Raw genomic sequence first — 15,467 nt, 5'->3', positions numbered from 1 at the left:
GATTGCACTTTGGACAGTGATATCCTTCGGGCCATTTCATCTTAAACAAATGCTGATGGCAGTCTGCTTCGGTTTTAAACATCTTTTGAAATTGAATCAGGCTGATAGACTCCTGCTTAGCCATGAACACTCACTCCCGAACATGCGTTTGACATCATTATACCAAACATTAGTTCTTATTTATAGAGGTTCCTGAGCTAACTGGAGAATCAAATATTTTTTTATAGCCATTACAGTCTAGGAAGGCAGAAACAACGTTCCTCCTAAACCTAACGACAAGCCGAAGCATAGCCGATACCCACTCCTTTCAGATGTTAAGGCGGGCTCCCAAAACCTGCGGTTTACATTCATCTTATCACAAAGAAGACTGCCGTAATATGGTAGCTCCCTTCCCTCATCGGAATCCACGGTCTGAAGTCAGGTTCCGATTACATAAAAGCCTTGATGATATGCAAAAAGCAGCTCACCCGTATCCAGCGGTGAGCTGCGAAGTAAACCTGGCCATTCATTTGAAGTCACCCTTATTGAGGGACTTGACCGCCCTTCCGTTATCCGATCGATGTCGGAGCGCCGAATGGGCTTTCATAATCGTGCGCTTCACGAAGGATCGTCTCCGCATCCTCCTGCGACAGCTCGCCGAGCCGATCTACCGCACTGACGATCTTCGGCAGCAGATGAACGTCGCCGGCGCTTGCGAACCCGGCGATGCCTTCGAAGGAAAGCACGAATTGCACACAGGCGTCAATCACTTTTTGCTCGTCCCACGGTTTGTACCATGTCGCATAGTTCCGCTCCTCGCCGCTGTCCCACGGGCGCTTCGCAATCGCTTTAATGACGCGCAGCGGCACCTTCCTGCTCGTGGTTTCCGCAAGCAGCGCATCGAACGCTTCCCGGTAGGCCGGCATCGAATACAAGCGGTAATTGAGCGGCGTCAGCACCGTCTCGAACGGATAGCGGCGCAACGCTTCCAGATGGGTTGCCGGCGCTTGATGCCCGTGACCCGTAATGCCGATCGCCTTGACGACGCCTTCTTCCTTTGCTTCCAGAGCTGCTTCGATCGCTCCGCCTTTACCAAGCGCTTTGTCGAGCTCCGTAAGATCGCCGATAGCGTGAAGCTGCAGCAAATCCACGAAGTCCACCTGCAGCCGCTCCAGCGACCGGTAAATTTCTTTCTTTGCCTCCTCTTTCGTCCGTTGCCCGGTCTTAGTGGCAAGAAAAATCCCGCTGCGGTGCTTCTTCATCAGCGGTCCCATTCGCTCCTCCGCATGGCCGTAGCTCGCTGCGGTATCGAAATGGTTTATACCGTTCTCCAAGGCAAACGTGATGGAGCGGTCGGCCTCCTCTTGGCTAACTTGACCGAGCTTGGCTCCCCCGAACAACACTACCGAGCTGTCGAATTGAAAAGCTTCCATTCTGCGCTTCTGCATCGTAACTTCCTCCTTCGGATTATGGATGGTAGATTAATTCATTACCATGTGGCAAAGCCGGTGCCGTTCAGCGGGGCAACGGGATGGGAATCCTGACGGAGTCCTCCACCCGCCGCCGTTCGGTGAAAGGCAATATCCACGAGCCACTTCGTGAAATTGGCTACCTGCATCTCTTTCATTTCCTCAAGACTGAAGAAACCTGCCCCGTCCGTTTCGACGCCGTCCGGTACCGGATCGCCGTCCACATAGTCCATCAGGAAAGCGATATACACGTTATGTACGTCCCGCGGTTGGTCCCGAAGCGCCACGATCCGCTTGACGGCTGCGGTTACTCCGCTTTCCTCGAACACTTCGCGTACAATCGTCTCCTCGATCGGCTCCCGCTGCTCGATATAGCCCCCGGGGTTCGTCCAGTTGCCTTTCCCCGGTTCAATCGCTCTGCGCACGAGCAGTACCTTGCCCTCGCGAACGACAAGCGCGCCGACGCCGATGCTGTAATTGCCCCAATGGACAAAATCGCATTCCGCTCCGGTGCAAGCCAACCGATCGGAGCCGCCAACCGAGCGGGATTCCAGAGGTTGACCACATTTCATGCAATACGAGGGTGTCATCATCATCTTCTCCTTTGAACAGGTTATCTATGCTGATCCCCGCCCTAGTGTTCTCTCTTATTTTATATAATTCCACAACGAAACAGAAGAGCTGAAATTCAGGTACATTACTTACATCAAGGTAAGTTACCGGGTATACAACGAAAGAGACCGACCGCTTCCGCGTCAGCCTCTGTATGTCGTTCAGGAAACCTGGGATATTCGAAAGCCAGGAAAGCCAAAGGTAACAGCAAGGTTGAAGACCTCGCTTGTGATTCGTTTTCGCGCTGCCGTCTACTTATGGGCGATGGCAGGCTGACTCGCTTCCTGCAATTCGGATTCGACTCGGTCCAGCAGGTTCAGCGCGATCGGTTCGACATCCCTTTTCGACGCCGTGCTTGGGGACAGCAGCCAGAAGATAGACAGGCCGGCGGCGCAGATGATGATAAAAGGAATCATGGGGTTTGCCTCCCTTCTATAAATTGCGATCCCCAATATCTATCATTCTAAGATATGGATACTGTATATATATGTATCGCCGAGACAGCAGGTACCGGACATTTTCCTCTATCTACCAGATTTCCACTAGTACCCTTCTAACCGGGATTTTTCTCCGATACGGGAAGTTATGGACGCAAAAAAGCCCGGTCCTGCAGCGGACCGGACACGGAGAGGCCGAAATTATTTTTTTATAAAAGCGTATTTTCCAACGGGCTCCGAGCCTTCTTCCTGCTCCGAAGGGATGCGGCCGCTGCGATCGATGACCGGATAGGCGAACATCAGATCGGCATGATAAGGCTGCAGCACGGAATGAAGCAGCTCAATGTCCGTTTCCTTCGGGTTGGACCAGACAGCCATTCCGCGTTCATCGAGAATTGCGGGCAGCTTCACGTTGTAGTTCTCCAACATGCGGTTCGTCGGCGTAGTCAGCACGGTGCAGGTCCGGAATTCTCCGCCGCGCGGATCTTTCCAGATTTCATAAAGTCCAGCCACCGCAAACAGCTTTTTGTGCCTCAAGCCGATTAGGATCGGCTGCTCGCGCTTGCCCTCCCGCTTCCAGCCGTAGAATGCGCTGTAAGGAATAAGGCAGCGGTGCTTGGCGAACAGTCTGCGATAGGCTGGCTTGTCCGGTACCAGCTCGCTGTCGGCATTGACGGCGTCCTTCGCCCAGAACGGTATCAATCCCCAGCGGTGCTCCTCCAGCCTCCGCTCGCCCTCCTCGCTGACAATGACGGCAATCTGACTAGTAGGCGTGTTATTCTTTCGCGGTTCGTAAGCGAACGTAGCTCGGTCAAACGGGAAAGCCTCGGACAGCTCGGATAGATCGGCATTCAGTGTAAAGCGTTCGCACATCGGTTTCACCTCGGTTGTTTTAATTCCAGTATCTTCTGGTTTGCTGAAATTATGCAGCGCGATAAAAATAAAGCCCCTTGCCCCAAGCTGAATTGCACTTCAGCTAGGGCAAGGTGCTTCTTCATGAACTAAACGGATACATCGACGAGAAGCCGCCGGACTTTCGTTCGCAGGCCCGAGGCTCCTTTCGTTAAACAGAAAATGGAAGACGAACCCTTCATACTAGTTCGTCTTCCACTTCCAAGCGTCTAGATCGTTTCCGTCTCCGCCGCCGCTAAAATTTCCCGTTCCACATATTCACGAATTTCATCCGGACTGTCGAGCTCGAGGACCGCGTTTGCGGCCGCTTCCAGCCGCTCTGCATGCAGACGGGACATCTGCTCTCTTACGCGGACGATGCCCGGCGCATTCATGCTGAATTCCTGGAGGCCGAGACCAAGCAGAATTGGAACGGCATACCGGTTGCCGGCCATTTCGCCGCACATACCGACATGGATGCCAGCCTCGCGTCCGCTGCGGATCACGTGACGGATGAGGCGCAGCACTGCCGGCTGCAGCGGCTGGTTCAGCTCACTGACGCCCGGATTCATCCGGTCGGCCGCCATGACGTACTGTACGAGATCGTTCGTGCCGATGCTGAGGAAATCGACTTCCATGGCCAGGCGATCCGCCATCAACGCGGCCGAAGGCACTTCGATCATGATGCCGATCTCGACCGGATCGCGGAACGGAATGCCTCTTGCGCGAAGCTCGTTCTTCGCTTCCTCCAGCAGCGCTTTTGCTGCCCGAAGCTCTTGAACGGTGGCGATCATGGGGAACATGATCTTCAGCCGTCCGTCGGCGCTCGCTCTCAGCATGGCACGGAGCTGGGTCTTGAAGAGCTCAGGGAACTGGAGACATAACCGGATGGCTCGCACGCCGAGGAAGGGATTCTCTTCCTTGGGCAGCTCAAGCAGCAGCAGCTCCTTATCCCCTCCGATATCCAAAGTGCGTATTATGACGGAAGTTCCGGATGGGAAGGCTGCCATGACTGCACGGTACGCTTCCGTCTGCTCATCCTCGGAAGGTAATGTGTCCCGGTTCATAAAGAGGAATTCGGTGCGGAACAGACCGATGCCTTCAGCCCCAGCCGCTCTCGCTTGAACGGCCTCTTCGACCGTCCCGATGTTGGCGGCCAGTTCCGGCTTTCTGCCGTCGGCAGTTACGGTCGGGCGATGGAGATAAGCTTCCAGCCGCTTCGTCTGTTCCACAAACTGCCGTTTCTTATCGTCATAATGTGCTAATAGCTGTTCGTCCGGCTCAATCCATACTTCGCCTGACAATGCATCAACGATGACGTGCTGCCCGGATTGGATAGTCAGCAGAGCTTCGCCAGTGCCGACAACGGCGGGCAGGCCAAGCGAACGGGCAAGAATGGACGTATGGGACGTTTCCGAACCGACCGCCGTGACGAAGCCGGCAACACGCTTCGGATCGAGTCCGGCCGTAACCGATGGAGCCAGATCCCTGGCAATCAGCACCACAGGCTCCTCTCCTTCCGGCATGGCCGAATCGCCTCCTTCGCCGAGAAGCTTCTTGATGACGCGTTGTCCCACGTCACGGATGTCCGCGGCTCTCTCCAGCAAATAGGCGTCATCCAGCGCTTCGATCATGGCGGCGACTTCTTCCGTCGCCTCAAGCATGGCCGATTCGGCCGTTAACGCCTCTTCTTCGATTTTGGCTGCGGCACGGCCGATCAGCTCATCATCCTCCAGCAATAGCAGGTGACCCTCGAAGATTTCCGCCTCCTGAGAACGTTTCGACCTGAGTAATTGGAGCACGACCTGCTGCAGTTCTCTGGAAGCCTCCCTCACGGAAGATTCCAGCCGCATCCGCTCCTCTTCCTTGTCTTGCCCGCTTACACGTACCTGGCGCTGCGGCACTGCTGCCTCGCGCAGCACCCAGGCGCGGCCCAAGGCATAACCGGGCGAAGCGGCAATTCCTTTCAGCTCGGCCCTCATGAGCTATGGCTCTCCTCGGATACGGATTCCAGAATGGCGCCGACGGCCTGAAGCGCCTCCGCCTCTCCGTTGCCTTCCGTGATGACCGTTACCGTATCTCCGAATTTGGCGCCGACCGACAGCACGCTGACAAGGCTTTTGGCGTTATACTGCTTGCCGTTCTTCTCCAGCAGCACTTTGCATTCGAATGCTGCGGCGGTTTGAACGATTTGTTTGGCCGGACGGACGTGAATGCCTAATTGGGTTCGGATTAAGTATGGTTTCTGCATCGTAAGATCTCCTTTTGTCTGTTACATCAATTTCTTGATATCGTCCTTTAACGCTTCCGATTGAGTTCCGAAAATGACCTGCACGGCGCCCTGCCCGAGACGAATGATGCCGGCAGCCCCAAGCCCCTTCAGGCTCGATTCATTAATCGCCTTGTCATCCTTGAGCACGAGCCGCAGTCTCGTAATGCAAGCGTCGATACCTGCAATGTTCTCCGAACCTCCGAGAGCGGCGAGCACGTTCTCGGCCTTGGAGCCTTGGACGCCCGCGAATGCCGCTGCGGAGGCCACGGCCGGTTCGTCGTCTTCCCGGCCCGGCGTTTTCAAATCGAACTTCACGATAACGAAGCGGAACAGGAAGTAATACACGACGCCGAAGCAGAGTCCGACCGGAATGAGCAGGAGCGGCTTCGTAGCCAGCTTGAAATTGACGAGATAATCGAGAAGGCCCGCCGAGAATCCGAAGCCGAGCTTCATGCCGAGGGTTGCGACGATATATCCGGAGAGTCCGGTCAGAACGGCATGAATCAAGTACAGGACGGGAGCGACGAACATGAAGGCAAATTCGAGCGGTTCCGTCACGCCGGTAAGGAACGAAGCGAATGCAGCGCTAAGGAACACGGCGCCGATCACTTTGCGTTTCTCCGGCTTTGCCGTATGCACGATCGCGAGTGCGCCTGCGGGAAGCGCAAACATCATAATCGGGAAGAATCCGGTCATGAACAGGCCGGCCGTCTTGTCTCCGGCGAAGAAGCGCGTCAAGTCCCCATGAACGACTTTGCCGGTCGCATCGGTGAAGTCGCCGATTTGGAACCAGGCGATCGAGTTCAGCACATGATGCAGACCGAACGGAATGAGCAGGCGGTTAGCCGTCATGTAGATGAACGCGCCGACGCCGCCGAGGCTCACGATCCAATGGCCGAACGAATCGAGCACCATTTGAACCGGACCCCAGATCAATCCGAGCACGAGTGCCACTACGACCATCACGAGCGAAGTGATAATCGGAACGAACCGTTTGCCGCTGAAGAAGCCGAGCCAATCCGGCAGTTTGATGGTGTGGTATTTTTTATATAAAGCTGCGGCAATTGCGCCTGCAATAATTCCGCCCAGTACGCCCATATTCAGCTTGGCGTCTTTTCCGACCCAATCGGCAAAAGCGACCGGCACCTTCGACAGTACGGTGGAGAGCACCTGGTAAGCGATTACAGCAGCCAGCGCAGCAACGGCATCTCCGGCCAGGCCGATTGCCACCCCGACGGCAAAGATCAACGGGAGGTAATCAAAGATGGCCGACCCGCCGGCGAGAAGAAACGGGGCGATGTATTGATTCAGGAAGCCTCCGACGCTGTCGCCCAAATGAAAATCCTTCACATAGTTCATGGCGCCGAACGCCAGCAGCAGCGAGGCTGCCGGCAGCGTGGCCACCGGGAGCATCAGCGCCTTACCGATTCTTTGGAGCATAGCAAGCATCTTGGTCTCCACCCTTTCGCGGGATAAATGAATAAAGGTCTTGAAGCTTTAATGAAGCCTCCCCGGGGATAACCGGAAGCGGCTACTTTTTCAGTACCGCCTGCAGCAGCGCCGGTTCTCCGGCCACCACCGTCTTATAGTCATATTCGAGCCGCTCGGTGATTTCCTGGTTCGCGATCACCACCGGAGTGATGAGCGGATAACCTTCCGCTTGGATCAGCTCCGGATCAAATTCGATAAGCGTCTGGCCGGTGGCCACTTTGTCGCCAGAAGCGACGAACGCTTTGAATCCTTTGCCCTGCAGCGCTACGGTATTGATTCCGATATGAACGAGCAGCTGAAGTCCCGAGGCATGCTCGATAATGACGGCATGCATTGAGTCGATCAGATGAGCGATAACGCCGTCGAAAGGAGCAACCAGCTTCCCTTCACCCGGCTTAATGGCGACGCCGTCCCCCATATATTTTCCGGCGAACGCTTCGTCCGGCACTTCCGTTAACGGAACGGCTTCTCCTGTGAGAGGGGAAGCGATTGCAACGGCGGTAACTTTGTTCTTCGACAGCCATCCGTTAAACATAATGATAATTAATCTCCTTTCGCTGGTTTAATCTAGTTGAGGAAACGATTCAAACAGGCGGTACAGATGCATGACGAGGTAACCGATCTCGTCCTCCGGCACTTTCATATTCAGATGCTCTTCCATCATGCGGGCCAATTCGTCCGCAAGCTTGTATTCTTCCTTGTACTGCTTTTTCATGTCGTGCATGAAGGGATTGGCGACGACTTTACTCTGATGAATCCGCTCCAGACTGAAACGAAGATGCGTGATAAGTCTTACGTAATCCGTGCTTTCCTTCGGGATGCGGATGCTCCGCCGGCGCTCGATGAGCTCTACCATGTCGTTAATCAGGGCGGCGAACTTCACCATTTGGCCGACCGGCATTTTGGAAACGGCGGCATGCACGTGATAAGCGAGGAAACCGATTTCGTCCTCCGGCACCTCGACATTGAAGGCGCTTGAAATCAACTCGGCGGCCTTCTGTGCAATGCCGTATTCCTTCGGGAAACACATTTGCGTTTCGTACAGGAACGGATTTCGGATATCCATTCCGTTGCGAAGGCGATGTACGGCAAACTGAATATGGCTGGGCAGGGCAAAATACACTTTGTTATCGACCGTTAAGGCAAATTCCTCCGCAATCTGTTCGATGATTTGCTCCGATAGCTGCAGTACTTCCGGATCGATGTCTTCCAGCATCGATTGATATTGCGTCAATTGATCGCGATCGTCGAGCCGAAAGCGCTTTTCGATCCGTTTATCCTTCGCTTCGATCCATTCCTCGTTCTTGAAGAAGAATCCGATCCCTTTGCCCAGCAGGACATACTCCCTGCCGCTGACCGGATCCTTGGCCAGAAGAACGTTGTTTCCTATAATCCGTTCGATCCGCAGTGAAGCATCTTGCTTGATCATTTCGTTCTCACCACCTTCCGGGGCTGATTGAAGGAAATAAAAAAGAGCCAAGAAAAGACCCCGAATCGCTTCAGGTCGTCTCTTCTTGGCTCATGCCCTTTATAGGTAACACGCCAATGTCTTGCATGCGTCCATCATAGCTTAGGACGGGCCTGATCGTCAATATGCGATTTACAAATTATTAAAGGAACGCGCAAGTCCATCTCCGGAGTAGGACTTGGCCGATAGGTATGATAAGCTATGTACTGGATGGAAAGATAAGACAACGGAAAGGTGATAGCGTATGAAGGCAACCAGCTTGCGCAAATACACTGACGGTTATGACATTTATGAACTGAATGAGCCTTCGACAGGTTCTTCGTTCCGGCTTGCACCCGAACGGGGAGGAATCCTGATCGGCTTCGCCTCTCGCGGCGAGGAGCACCTGTATTTGGACAAGAAGACGTTTCTGGATCCGAAAGCAAACATTCGCGGAGGAAACCCGATCCTGTTCCCCATCAGCGGTCAACTGGCCGGCGGCGAATATGAATGGAACGGAGTCCGATATCCGATGGCGAACCATGGGATCGCCCGCAATCGGCCGTGGCAAGTTGTGAAGGCTGATGATGACGGCATTTGTCTTTCTTTAAGCAGCGATGAGGAGACACGTCGTTCGTTCCCGTTTGATTTTGAACTGCGATTTACTTACACGCTGAATCGCGGCATTCTTAAGATTGAACAGTCTTACGCCAACCGGTCCTCGGCATCGATGCCGATGTATGCAGGTTCTCATCCTTATTTTGCTGCAAACCGTAAAAACTTAGTCTATGAGACGGATGCCGACCGCTATTACGACTACAACGATCGGCTGGAAAAGAAATACGATGGTAATCCGCTGGATTTAGGCTCGCTGGTGGAATCCGTCGTGTTCTTGGGTGCGGAAAAGCGGGAAATTACGTTCTCGCCGCTGGAAGGAAAGCGGATACGGTTGACGTACGGCGACGAATTCAAGTATGTGGTATTATGGTCGGTAGCGGGACAAGATTTCGTGTGTGTAGAACCGTGGATGGCTAGAACGGATGAATTGAACCGTAAGCAGGAGCTCGTCTATGTGCCGCCTGGCGAGGCGCTGCAAACCGGGCTTACGATCGAAGCTTTTTAAACGATACGGAAAGCCACTTGCCGTGCAGCACCTCAACGCGCGCCGGGAGAGGCGCGCGTTTAAGTTCCCTAAAGCATTAAAGGGACTGCAAGTTATTAATTATATAGATTATTAACGTCATTAACTTTAATAACTTAAGCGCCGAATGTAATTTATGGCAGACCGGAGATGCCTCCGGTCCGTTCCGGCGTATTTGAGGATGTCCGGCGAGTACATTTTCCTCCGATGCGTAAGAAGCAGTAAATTGTCGAATAATTTAAAAAATTCATCGATATCTGCGCTTACCCGGGAAATGAATACAATTATTTGATCATTTCCCAAGTCTGCAGCAGCAGCCGATAGTAATCGCCGGGATGCGGAACAAAATCGTTTTTTATCGTATGCCTCCGGCTTGATTCAAGCTTCCCGTCCTTTCTCCTGCTTACTCCTTCGAGTACGGCATCGGTCCATCCGCCTTCCGCTAGATGACGCAGCTGTTCCACCGTAAGCTGGTACAGCCCGGTCACTTCTTCCTCTTGAAGAACATAATTGGTCAGCGGTTGATCGGAGCGATAGATAAACACATGACAGAACTCCCTATCGATGAGGCGTTCGCTGATGAAATCTTCCTCCGCGTAGATGCCGCAAGGCACAAGGTCTGAAAAAGGTACGCGAAGCCCCAGCTCCTCCTCCAGCTCCCGAACGCCGTCCTCCGCTCCCTCTCCTGTCAGCAAATGACCTGCGCACGAGATGTCCAGCAGTCGAGGGAACGTGTCCTTCCCCGGATGCCGTTCCTGCACTAGAAAGACCGGCCCCACCGAGGTATTACGCCACACCCAGCAATGAAACGTTTGGTGCCATAAGCCCTGCCGGTGCACATCACTGCGGGAAGCCGTGCCAATCCGGTTCATCTGCCGATCGAATACATCAAATTGCTCCTCCTGATTGCTCATGCTGCCGCTCCTTTCAATGGATTCCGGTTCACCGGTTCTAATAGCCCCGCTGCGTGTCCACCTGCTGCGGAAGCGGAAAAGAGCCCTTGTCGATGTGCTCGAACACCCGCAGCAGGCTTTCTTCCGCTTCTTCCGGCGAAGTGACGGCCGAGATGTGCGGCGTAATGCGAATGCCGGGATGCTCCCATAGCGGCGAGTCCTTCGGCAAGGGCTCCTCCTCGAATACGTCCAGTATGGCGCAGCGCAGCTGCTGACGCTCCAGCGCTTGCAGCAAGGCCCGGGTATCGACGGACGCCCCGCGGCCGACGTTGATGAAGCCTGCCCCCTTCATGTGCCGAAACATCTTCTCGTCGAAAAGCTTGTACGTTGCATCGGTCAGCGGCAATGTATTGATGACCCAATGAGCTTCCGGCAGCAGCATCACGGCCGAATCAAGCGAACCCGTTTCCGTAAAGCCCGGCACCCTGCGTCCGCTGAGCGAAATGCCTATGACCCTCACGCCGAAAGCAGCCAGCCGCTCCGCCACGCCTCGGCCTACTGTACCCGTGCCGAATAGGATAACGGTTTGGCCCTGCAGCATACCGGCTGCTGCAGGGGCCCAGCGCTTCGAGGCCTGGTCCGAAACGAGCGCCGAATGTCGCTGCAAATCCGAGAGGATATGCCCCAGGCAATATTCGCCGATCTTGGCTCCGAACGCACCGGTGGTTCGGGTGAGCAGTACATCGTTCGGCCATTCACGCCCGAGCAGGAAAGCGTCCACGCCGGCGCCGGTCGCATGCACCCATTGCAATCGTGCGAACGAGAAGCCTTCCGTCGGCTTAAATCCGACAAAAGCATCGGCCCACGCATAATCCTGCTCACTCGTCTCGTTCTCCGGCACAAACCGGAAATGCTTGTCCTTTCTTCGCTCGGCCAGTCCCTTCAGCTCTTCCTGAAGCCTGCCGCTGATGAGAATATGTTGTATGTTCATTCTCCTGCTCCTCTTGTATGCGATTTTCAACTGACACTTTCAACATCCTGCGGTACAATGATACAATCACTAAAAGGTATGACCGCAAAGGAGAAAAGTGAAATGAGTCAGGTACACGAAGCGATTACAGCCCATACCCGCAAGCAGCATACGCACCTGGAACGGTTCGCCCGACTGGACGAGGCCAGAGAACGAGCCATCGAGGAGGCGGTCGACCGCTGCAAGAAGGGTCTTCCCTTCCGTGTCGACGAGATAAATGCCGTAACCGCGCAGATAAACGCCCATGCCCAGAGCGGTATCTCCCCTCTTCGCAAGCAGGTAACCGAAGACATGGTGCGCGATTATGTAAAGCGCCTTTCCTGAACGTTAGCCGGCTTTGGCTCCACCCGGGCCATGCCGGTCAAATCCGTTTCCCGGGACTTCGCGCCTCATTCGTTCATCCCGGCAGCGTAAGTTCGAATGTCGATCACTTCGCCGTTCCGGAACGTCCCTTCCTCCAGTATTCGGACAATCCAATCGGCAGCATATTCCGAAGAGAACAGCTCCCCGTTCTGTTTCATCCGTATAAAACGCTCCACTTGCGGAAATTGCGCCGGCTTCGTGCCGCGAATGCGTTCCTGCATCCCGGTATCGACGACGCCAGGAGCGATGGATACCGCTCGGACCGGATGCGGCAGGCCCTCCTGCTCCACTCCGATGCAACGGGTCAGCATGTCCAAGCCGGCCTTGGCCGTGCAGTAAGCGGCCCACCCTGCATAGGGCTTCTTCCCCGCGCCGGAGGAGATATTGACGATCGTCTTAGGCATTTCCCAATTCTGCGTTTCCCGGATAAAGGCCGAGGACATCGCGGCCGGCGCCGTTAAATTTACGAGCAGATGGGCCGATAATAGATCCGTTGTCGCCTCGCCAAGAGGCATCATGGGCTCCAGTATGCCGGCATTGTTAATCAGCGTGACGGAAGCGGGCGATTCCGCTTCAAGCGAACGGATGAGCTCCGATAGAACCTCCGCCGCGCGCTCTGGCTGGTTCAAATCGACGCTGATCTGTTCCAATCTGCAGCCCTTGGTTTCGGCCATCCGATCCAGGCTCGTGTCCAGTGTCCTCGACAAGCCGATGAGCCTTACGTTGTGCGAGAACAAGCGTTCCGCTATCGAGCGTCCCAAGCCTCTCGAAGCACCGGTTATGATGAATACGTTCATCCGGGGTGGTCATCCTCTCTCAATTTATTAATGGCGAATCACACGTCATTTATCGATTGTGACATATCGTTGTTTCCATTAGCAAGCTGAGCCCAATAGACAACGACCTATCCGCTTAATTGTATGCCATCCTAAACCAGGATAAACGGCTACGCCGTCCTTCTCTTACAAGAACCAGCGCGTTTACCAAGGTTGATGCGAAGCTATAAGCTACGAAAACTTAATAAATTATCAAACAAAAAAGCCCCCTAAGGGACTTCATCGTCTGATGAATTTGTGCTATGGCGTGATCCAATCATCCGCCGAGATACCCTGTTCGACGGCAAACTCAAAGTCATACACATCGTACATTTGCACGGGGACCTCCGCCTGAATCACTTTGTCCATCAATTCGACCTGGTCTGTAACCACAGGGGCCTGTTCCCGGATGGAAGTCAGCAGCAGCTCCGTCTCGATCGGGTCGAAGCCTTCGCCGTACTGCGCATTCTCCATCGCATTGACCACGGTGAAGCTCACATTATCGTTGATAGGAAGAGGCGGGCTGCTTCGCCATGGAGCGACAAGCGCGCGCTCCAGCTTCTTCTTATTGAAGCTTTCATCGAAGAACGCGATCAGCTCTCCGATCCGCTGTTTGACGTAGGCGTCGTCGGCAGGCTCCGGCATGACGGGCTCCGGGCTATCCTTCATCTCATATAATTCCATGATCGTGGAGTAAGGAATTACATATTCAACGGGCTGACTCGGCAGCATCAGCTCCCCATAGATAGCCACCAATACGGCTTCTATTACGAAACGCCGGGACATGTTCCTGTTCCCCCCTATTTACGCGATCTGTACCGTAGTTGTCCGGCCTCCTTTATTTCATATCACAATTGAAGTCAAAAGTCCATGCCTGGGCGGACTTATCCCCCATTCCGTTTAACGAAATGACTTGACAGTGACATAGCAGGTCTATATGCTGGGGAAGTTGCCATATGTAAAGAACTTTAATTTGCCCGGAAGGAGCCGCACCATGAAACAACGAGACCGCTTCCCTATTCCGTTATGGATTCTGATGCTGATCGGCATTATCTCGATATCGTTTTCCTCCATCTTCGTCCGTTGGTCGGCCGCCCCCGTAGCGGTCATAGCGATGAACCGGCTAGCCTTGACGACGCTCCTGATGCTCCCTTTACTTGGGAAGCACCGCAAAGAGATCGTTTCCATTAGATGGCGCGATTGGGCGTTGATGTTCGTCTCCGGAATCATGCTGGGGCTTCATTTCTTGTTCTGGATGGGCTCTCTGCGGTTCACCAGCGTGGCGAATTCCACCGCGATTCTTACCCTGGAGCCGATCTTCGTGCTCGTCGGCGCTTGGCTGTTTCTGAAGCAGCCGGTCCGTCCGTTGGCCTTATCGGGCATGATCACGGCGATGTTGGGGGCCGCATGGATCGGCTTGAGCGACGCCGGGCTTGGCGGGGACAGCGCCTGGCTTGGAGACGGCTTGTCCTGCATCGGCGCGTTTACAGTTGCGGTACATATCATTCTTGGCAAAAGCCTTCGCACCCGCTTATCCGCCTTCGTCTACAGCTTCTTCGTCTTTTTGTTCGCCGCGCTGGTGCTGGGACTGTATAACGCGGCCGGAAGACAGGCATTGTTCGCTTATTCCTGGAAGGAATGGGGAATCTTCCTTCTGCTTGCGGTTATACCGACGCTGTTCGGGCATTATCTATTCAATTGGCTGCTGAAATATTTGCGCCCGGAGTCCGTATCCATGAGCGTGCTGGGGGAACCGCTGGGGGCCGCCCTCCTGGCCTATATGCTGCTTGGCGAAGCGGTGACATGGCTGCAAGCGGCTGCCGCGGCCGTGCTTTTATTCGGGGTATGGCTGTTCCTGCTCGGCAGCCGCGAACCGAGGACGGCATCCGCTTCACAAGAACAAACGCTGAAGGAGCCGCGGCAAGCCTCAGAACCGGCATAAGCGCATGGACGCATCAGAAAAACTACAATCGGAGTCCCTTCGATGTAGCCGGACCGTAATCAGCGGAAGTTGATCTTGGCTCCGTATGGGCAAATAAGAAGCGCCGGGAAGGAAATCCCGGCGCTTCGTGTATTTAGTAGGCTTTGATCCAGGCCGGAGCATTAAAGCACACGGCGTGCCGTCGTATAGTTATTATTCCACCAGCCACTGTTGATGTCCGAGATCGTGACGCCCGGCTTCCCGAAGGTGTGAATCACTTTTCCTCCGCCGATGTAGATGCCGACGTGATGGATCGGGGAGTAAAAGAAAACGAGATCTCCCGGCTGAAGCTGGCTCTTGGAAACATATTGTCCGACCTTCGACATCTGACTTGAGGAGCGTGGCAAGTCGATGCCCTGACTGTGAAAGGCGGTCCATACGAAGGAAGAGCAATCAAAGGTCGAAGTGCTTCCGGTGGGAGAACCGAAACGATACGGACGGTGCATGTAGGTTTCGGCGGTTGCAATAATAGTTTGAGCCTTGGAAGAAGTTACGGATGCTGCTTGAGCCGTCTTAGCCGGAGCCAGTGGAGCGCCGGCCAGCATCAGAGTCATGCTGAGAAGAGCTGCCGTACCGAATTTACTCACGCGGTTGAAGGTAAGATGGTTCATCATCAGAAAATTCCCCCTTGGTGATTGTATTTGTC

Annotated in this window: 18 protein-coding genes; 3 read left to right on the top strand and 15 right to left on the bottom strand. The window is 54.4% G+C overall.

All coding sequences use genetic code 11. From position 1 onward, the window contains the following. The 10 genes from O9H85_RS37925 to O9H85_RS27120 form a co-directional block, all read right to left on the bottom strand. On the bottom strand, positions 1-82 hold an 82-nt coding region (locus tag O9H85_RS37925; RefSeq protein ID WP_409348211.1), incomplete at its 3' end, for a transposase. 466 nt (positions 83-548) lie between these two features. After that, positions 549-1,427 (bottom strand): aldo/keto reductase, encoded by an 879-nt coding sequence (locus O9H85_RS27160; protein WP_269884542.1) that lies wholly within the window; start codon positions 1,425-1,427, stop codon positions 549-551. A 41-nt stretch (positions 1,428-1,468) separates the two neighbouring features. Further along, positions 1,469-2,038: an NUDIX domain-containing protein gene (locus O9H85_RS27155; RefSeq protein ID WP_269884541.1), complete on the bottom strand. Its 570-nt coding sequence runs from the start codon at positions 2,036-2,038 to the stop codon at positions 1,469-1,471. Between the two features lie 273 nt (positions 2,039-2,311). Beyond that, positions 2,312-2,476 (bottom strand): hypothetical protein, encoded by a 165-nt coding sequence (locus O9H85_RS27150; protein ID WP_269884540.1) that lies wholly within the window; start codon positions 2,474-2,476, stop codon positions 2,312-2,314. Positions 2,477-2,698: 222 nt separating this feature from the next. Then, the gene (locus tag O9H85_RS27145; protein WP_269884539.1) at positions 2,699-3,370 is read right to left on the bottom strand and encodes an SOS response-associated peptidase; all 672 of its coding nucleotides are present in this window, start codon (positions 3,368-3,370) and stop codon (positions 2,699-2,701) included. Between the two features lie 248 nt (positions 3,371-3,618). Further along, the gene (gene ptsP, locus O9H85_RS27140) at positions 3,619-5,370 is read right to left on the bottom strand and encodes a phosphoenolpyruvate--protein phosphotransferase (RefSeq protein WP_269884538.1); all 1,752 of its coding nucleotides are present in this window, start codon (positions 5,368-5,370) and stop codon (positions 3,619-3,621) included. Then, a complete protein-coding gene (locus tag O9H85_RS27135) occupies positions 5,367-5,639 on the bottom strand; it encodes an HPr family phosphocarrier protein (protein ID WP_269884537.1) in 273 nt (90 codons plus the stop codon). The genes ptsP and O9H85_RS27135 overlap by 4 nt, the downstream gene beginning before the upstream one ends. Positions 5,640-5,660: 21 nt before the next feature. Next, positions 5,661-7,109, bottom strand: coding sequence for an N-acetylglucosamine-specific PTS transporter subunit IIBC (nagE, locus tag O9H85_RS27130; protein WP_269884536.1), 1,449 nt, complete (start codon positions 7,107-7,109; stop codon positions 5,661-5,663). A gap of 82 nt (positions 7,110-7,191) precedes the next feature. Beyond that, complete coding sequence (locus O9H85_RS27125; protein ID WP_269884535.1) at positions 7,192-7,686, bottom strand: PTS sugar transporter subunit IIA; 495 nt, start codon at positions 7,684-7,686, stop codon at positions 7,192-7,194. Positions 7,687-7,713: 27 nt separating this feature from the next. Continuing rightward, entirely contained in the window at positions 7,714-8,580 is an 867-nt protein-coding gene (locus O9H85_RS27120; RefSeq protein ID WP_269884534.1) for a PRD domain-containing protein, read from the bottom strand. Between the two features lie 283 nt (positions 8,581-8,863). Here O9H85_RS27120 and O9H85_RS27115 point away from each other — a divergent pair, with 283 nt between their 5' ends. Then, positions 8,864-9,721 (top strand): aldose epimerase family protein, encoded by an 858-nt coding sequence (locus O9H85_RS27115; RefSeq protein WP_269884533.1) that lies wholly within the window; start codon positions 8,864-8,866, stop codon positions 9,719-9,721. Between the two features lie 302 nt (positions 9,722-10,023). On the opposite strand, the gene O9H85_RS27110 is transcribed toward O9H85_RS27115, so the two are convergent. Next, complete coding sequence (locus tag O9H85_RS27110) at positions 10,024-10,653, bottom strand: NUDIX hydrolase (RefSeq protein ID WP_269884532.1); 630 nt, start codon at positions 10,651-10,653, stop codon at positions 10,024-10,026. Between the two features lie 37 nt (positions 10,654-10,690). Beyond that, the gene (locus O9H85_RS27105) at positions 10,691-11,623 is read right to left on the bottom strand and encodes a D-2-hydroxyacid dehydrogenase (protein WP_269884531.1); all 933 of its coding nucleotides are present in this window, start codon (positions 11,621-11,623) and stop codon (positions 10,691-10,693) included. 102 nt (positions 11,624-11,725) lie between these two features. Here O9H85_RS27105 and O9H85_RS27100 point away from each other — a divergent pair, with 102 nt between their 5' ends. Then, on the top strand, positions 11,726-11,986 hold the full coding sequence (locus O9H85_RS27100) for a YpbS family protein (RefSeq protein WP_269884530.1): 261 nt from the start codon (positions 11,726-11,728) through the stop codon (positions 11,984-11,986). A 65-nt stretch (positions 11,987-12,051) separates the two neighbouring features. Here O9H85_RS27100 and O9H85_RS27095 read toward each other — a convergent pair whose 3' ends face one another. Then, positions 12,052-12,822 (bottom strand): (S)-benzoin forming benzil reductase, encoded by a 771-nt coding sequence (locus O9H85_RS27095; protein WP_269884529.1) that lies wholly within the window; start codon positions 12,820-12,822, stop codon positions 12,052-12,054. Positions 12,823-13,101: 279 nt separating this feature from the next. Further along, complete coding sequence (locus O9H85_RS27090; protein ID WP_269884528.1) at positions 13,102-13,626, bottom strand: ADP-heptose synthase; 525 nt, start codon at positions 13,624-13,626, stop codon at positions 13,102-13,104. A 208-nt stretch (positions 13,627-13,834) separates the two neighbouring features. Between O9H85_RS27090 and O9H85_RS27085 the strand changes: the two genes are divergently transcribed. Beyond that, on the top strand, positions 13,835-14,782 hold the full coding sequence (locus O9H85_RS27085; protein ID WP_269884527.1) for a DMT family transporter: 948 nt from the start codon (positions 13,835-13,837) through the stop codon (positions 14,780-14,782). A gap of 161 nt (positions 14,783-14,943) precedes the next feature. Here the strand turns inward: O9H85_RS27085 and O9H85_RS27080 are convergent, their stop codons facing one another. Continuing rightward, positions 14,944-15,435 (bottom strand): C40 family peptidase, encoded by a 492-nt coding sequence (locus tag O9H85_RS27080; protein ID WP_269884526.1) that lies wholly within the window; start codon positions 15,433-15,435, stop codon positions 14,944-14,946. Positions 15,436-15,467: the final 32 nt, after the last annotated feature.

This window comes from Paenibacillus gyeongsangnamensis, assembly GCF_027533625.1.
GTDB lineage: Bacteria > Bacillota > Bacilli > Paenibacillales > NBRC-103111 > Paenibacillus_G > Paenibacillus_G gyeongsangnamensis.
The sequence above is the reverse complement of the archived record's forward strand: the minus strand, read 5'-3'. Positions and strand labels throughout refer to the sequence as shown.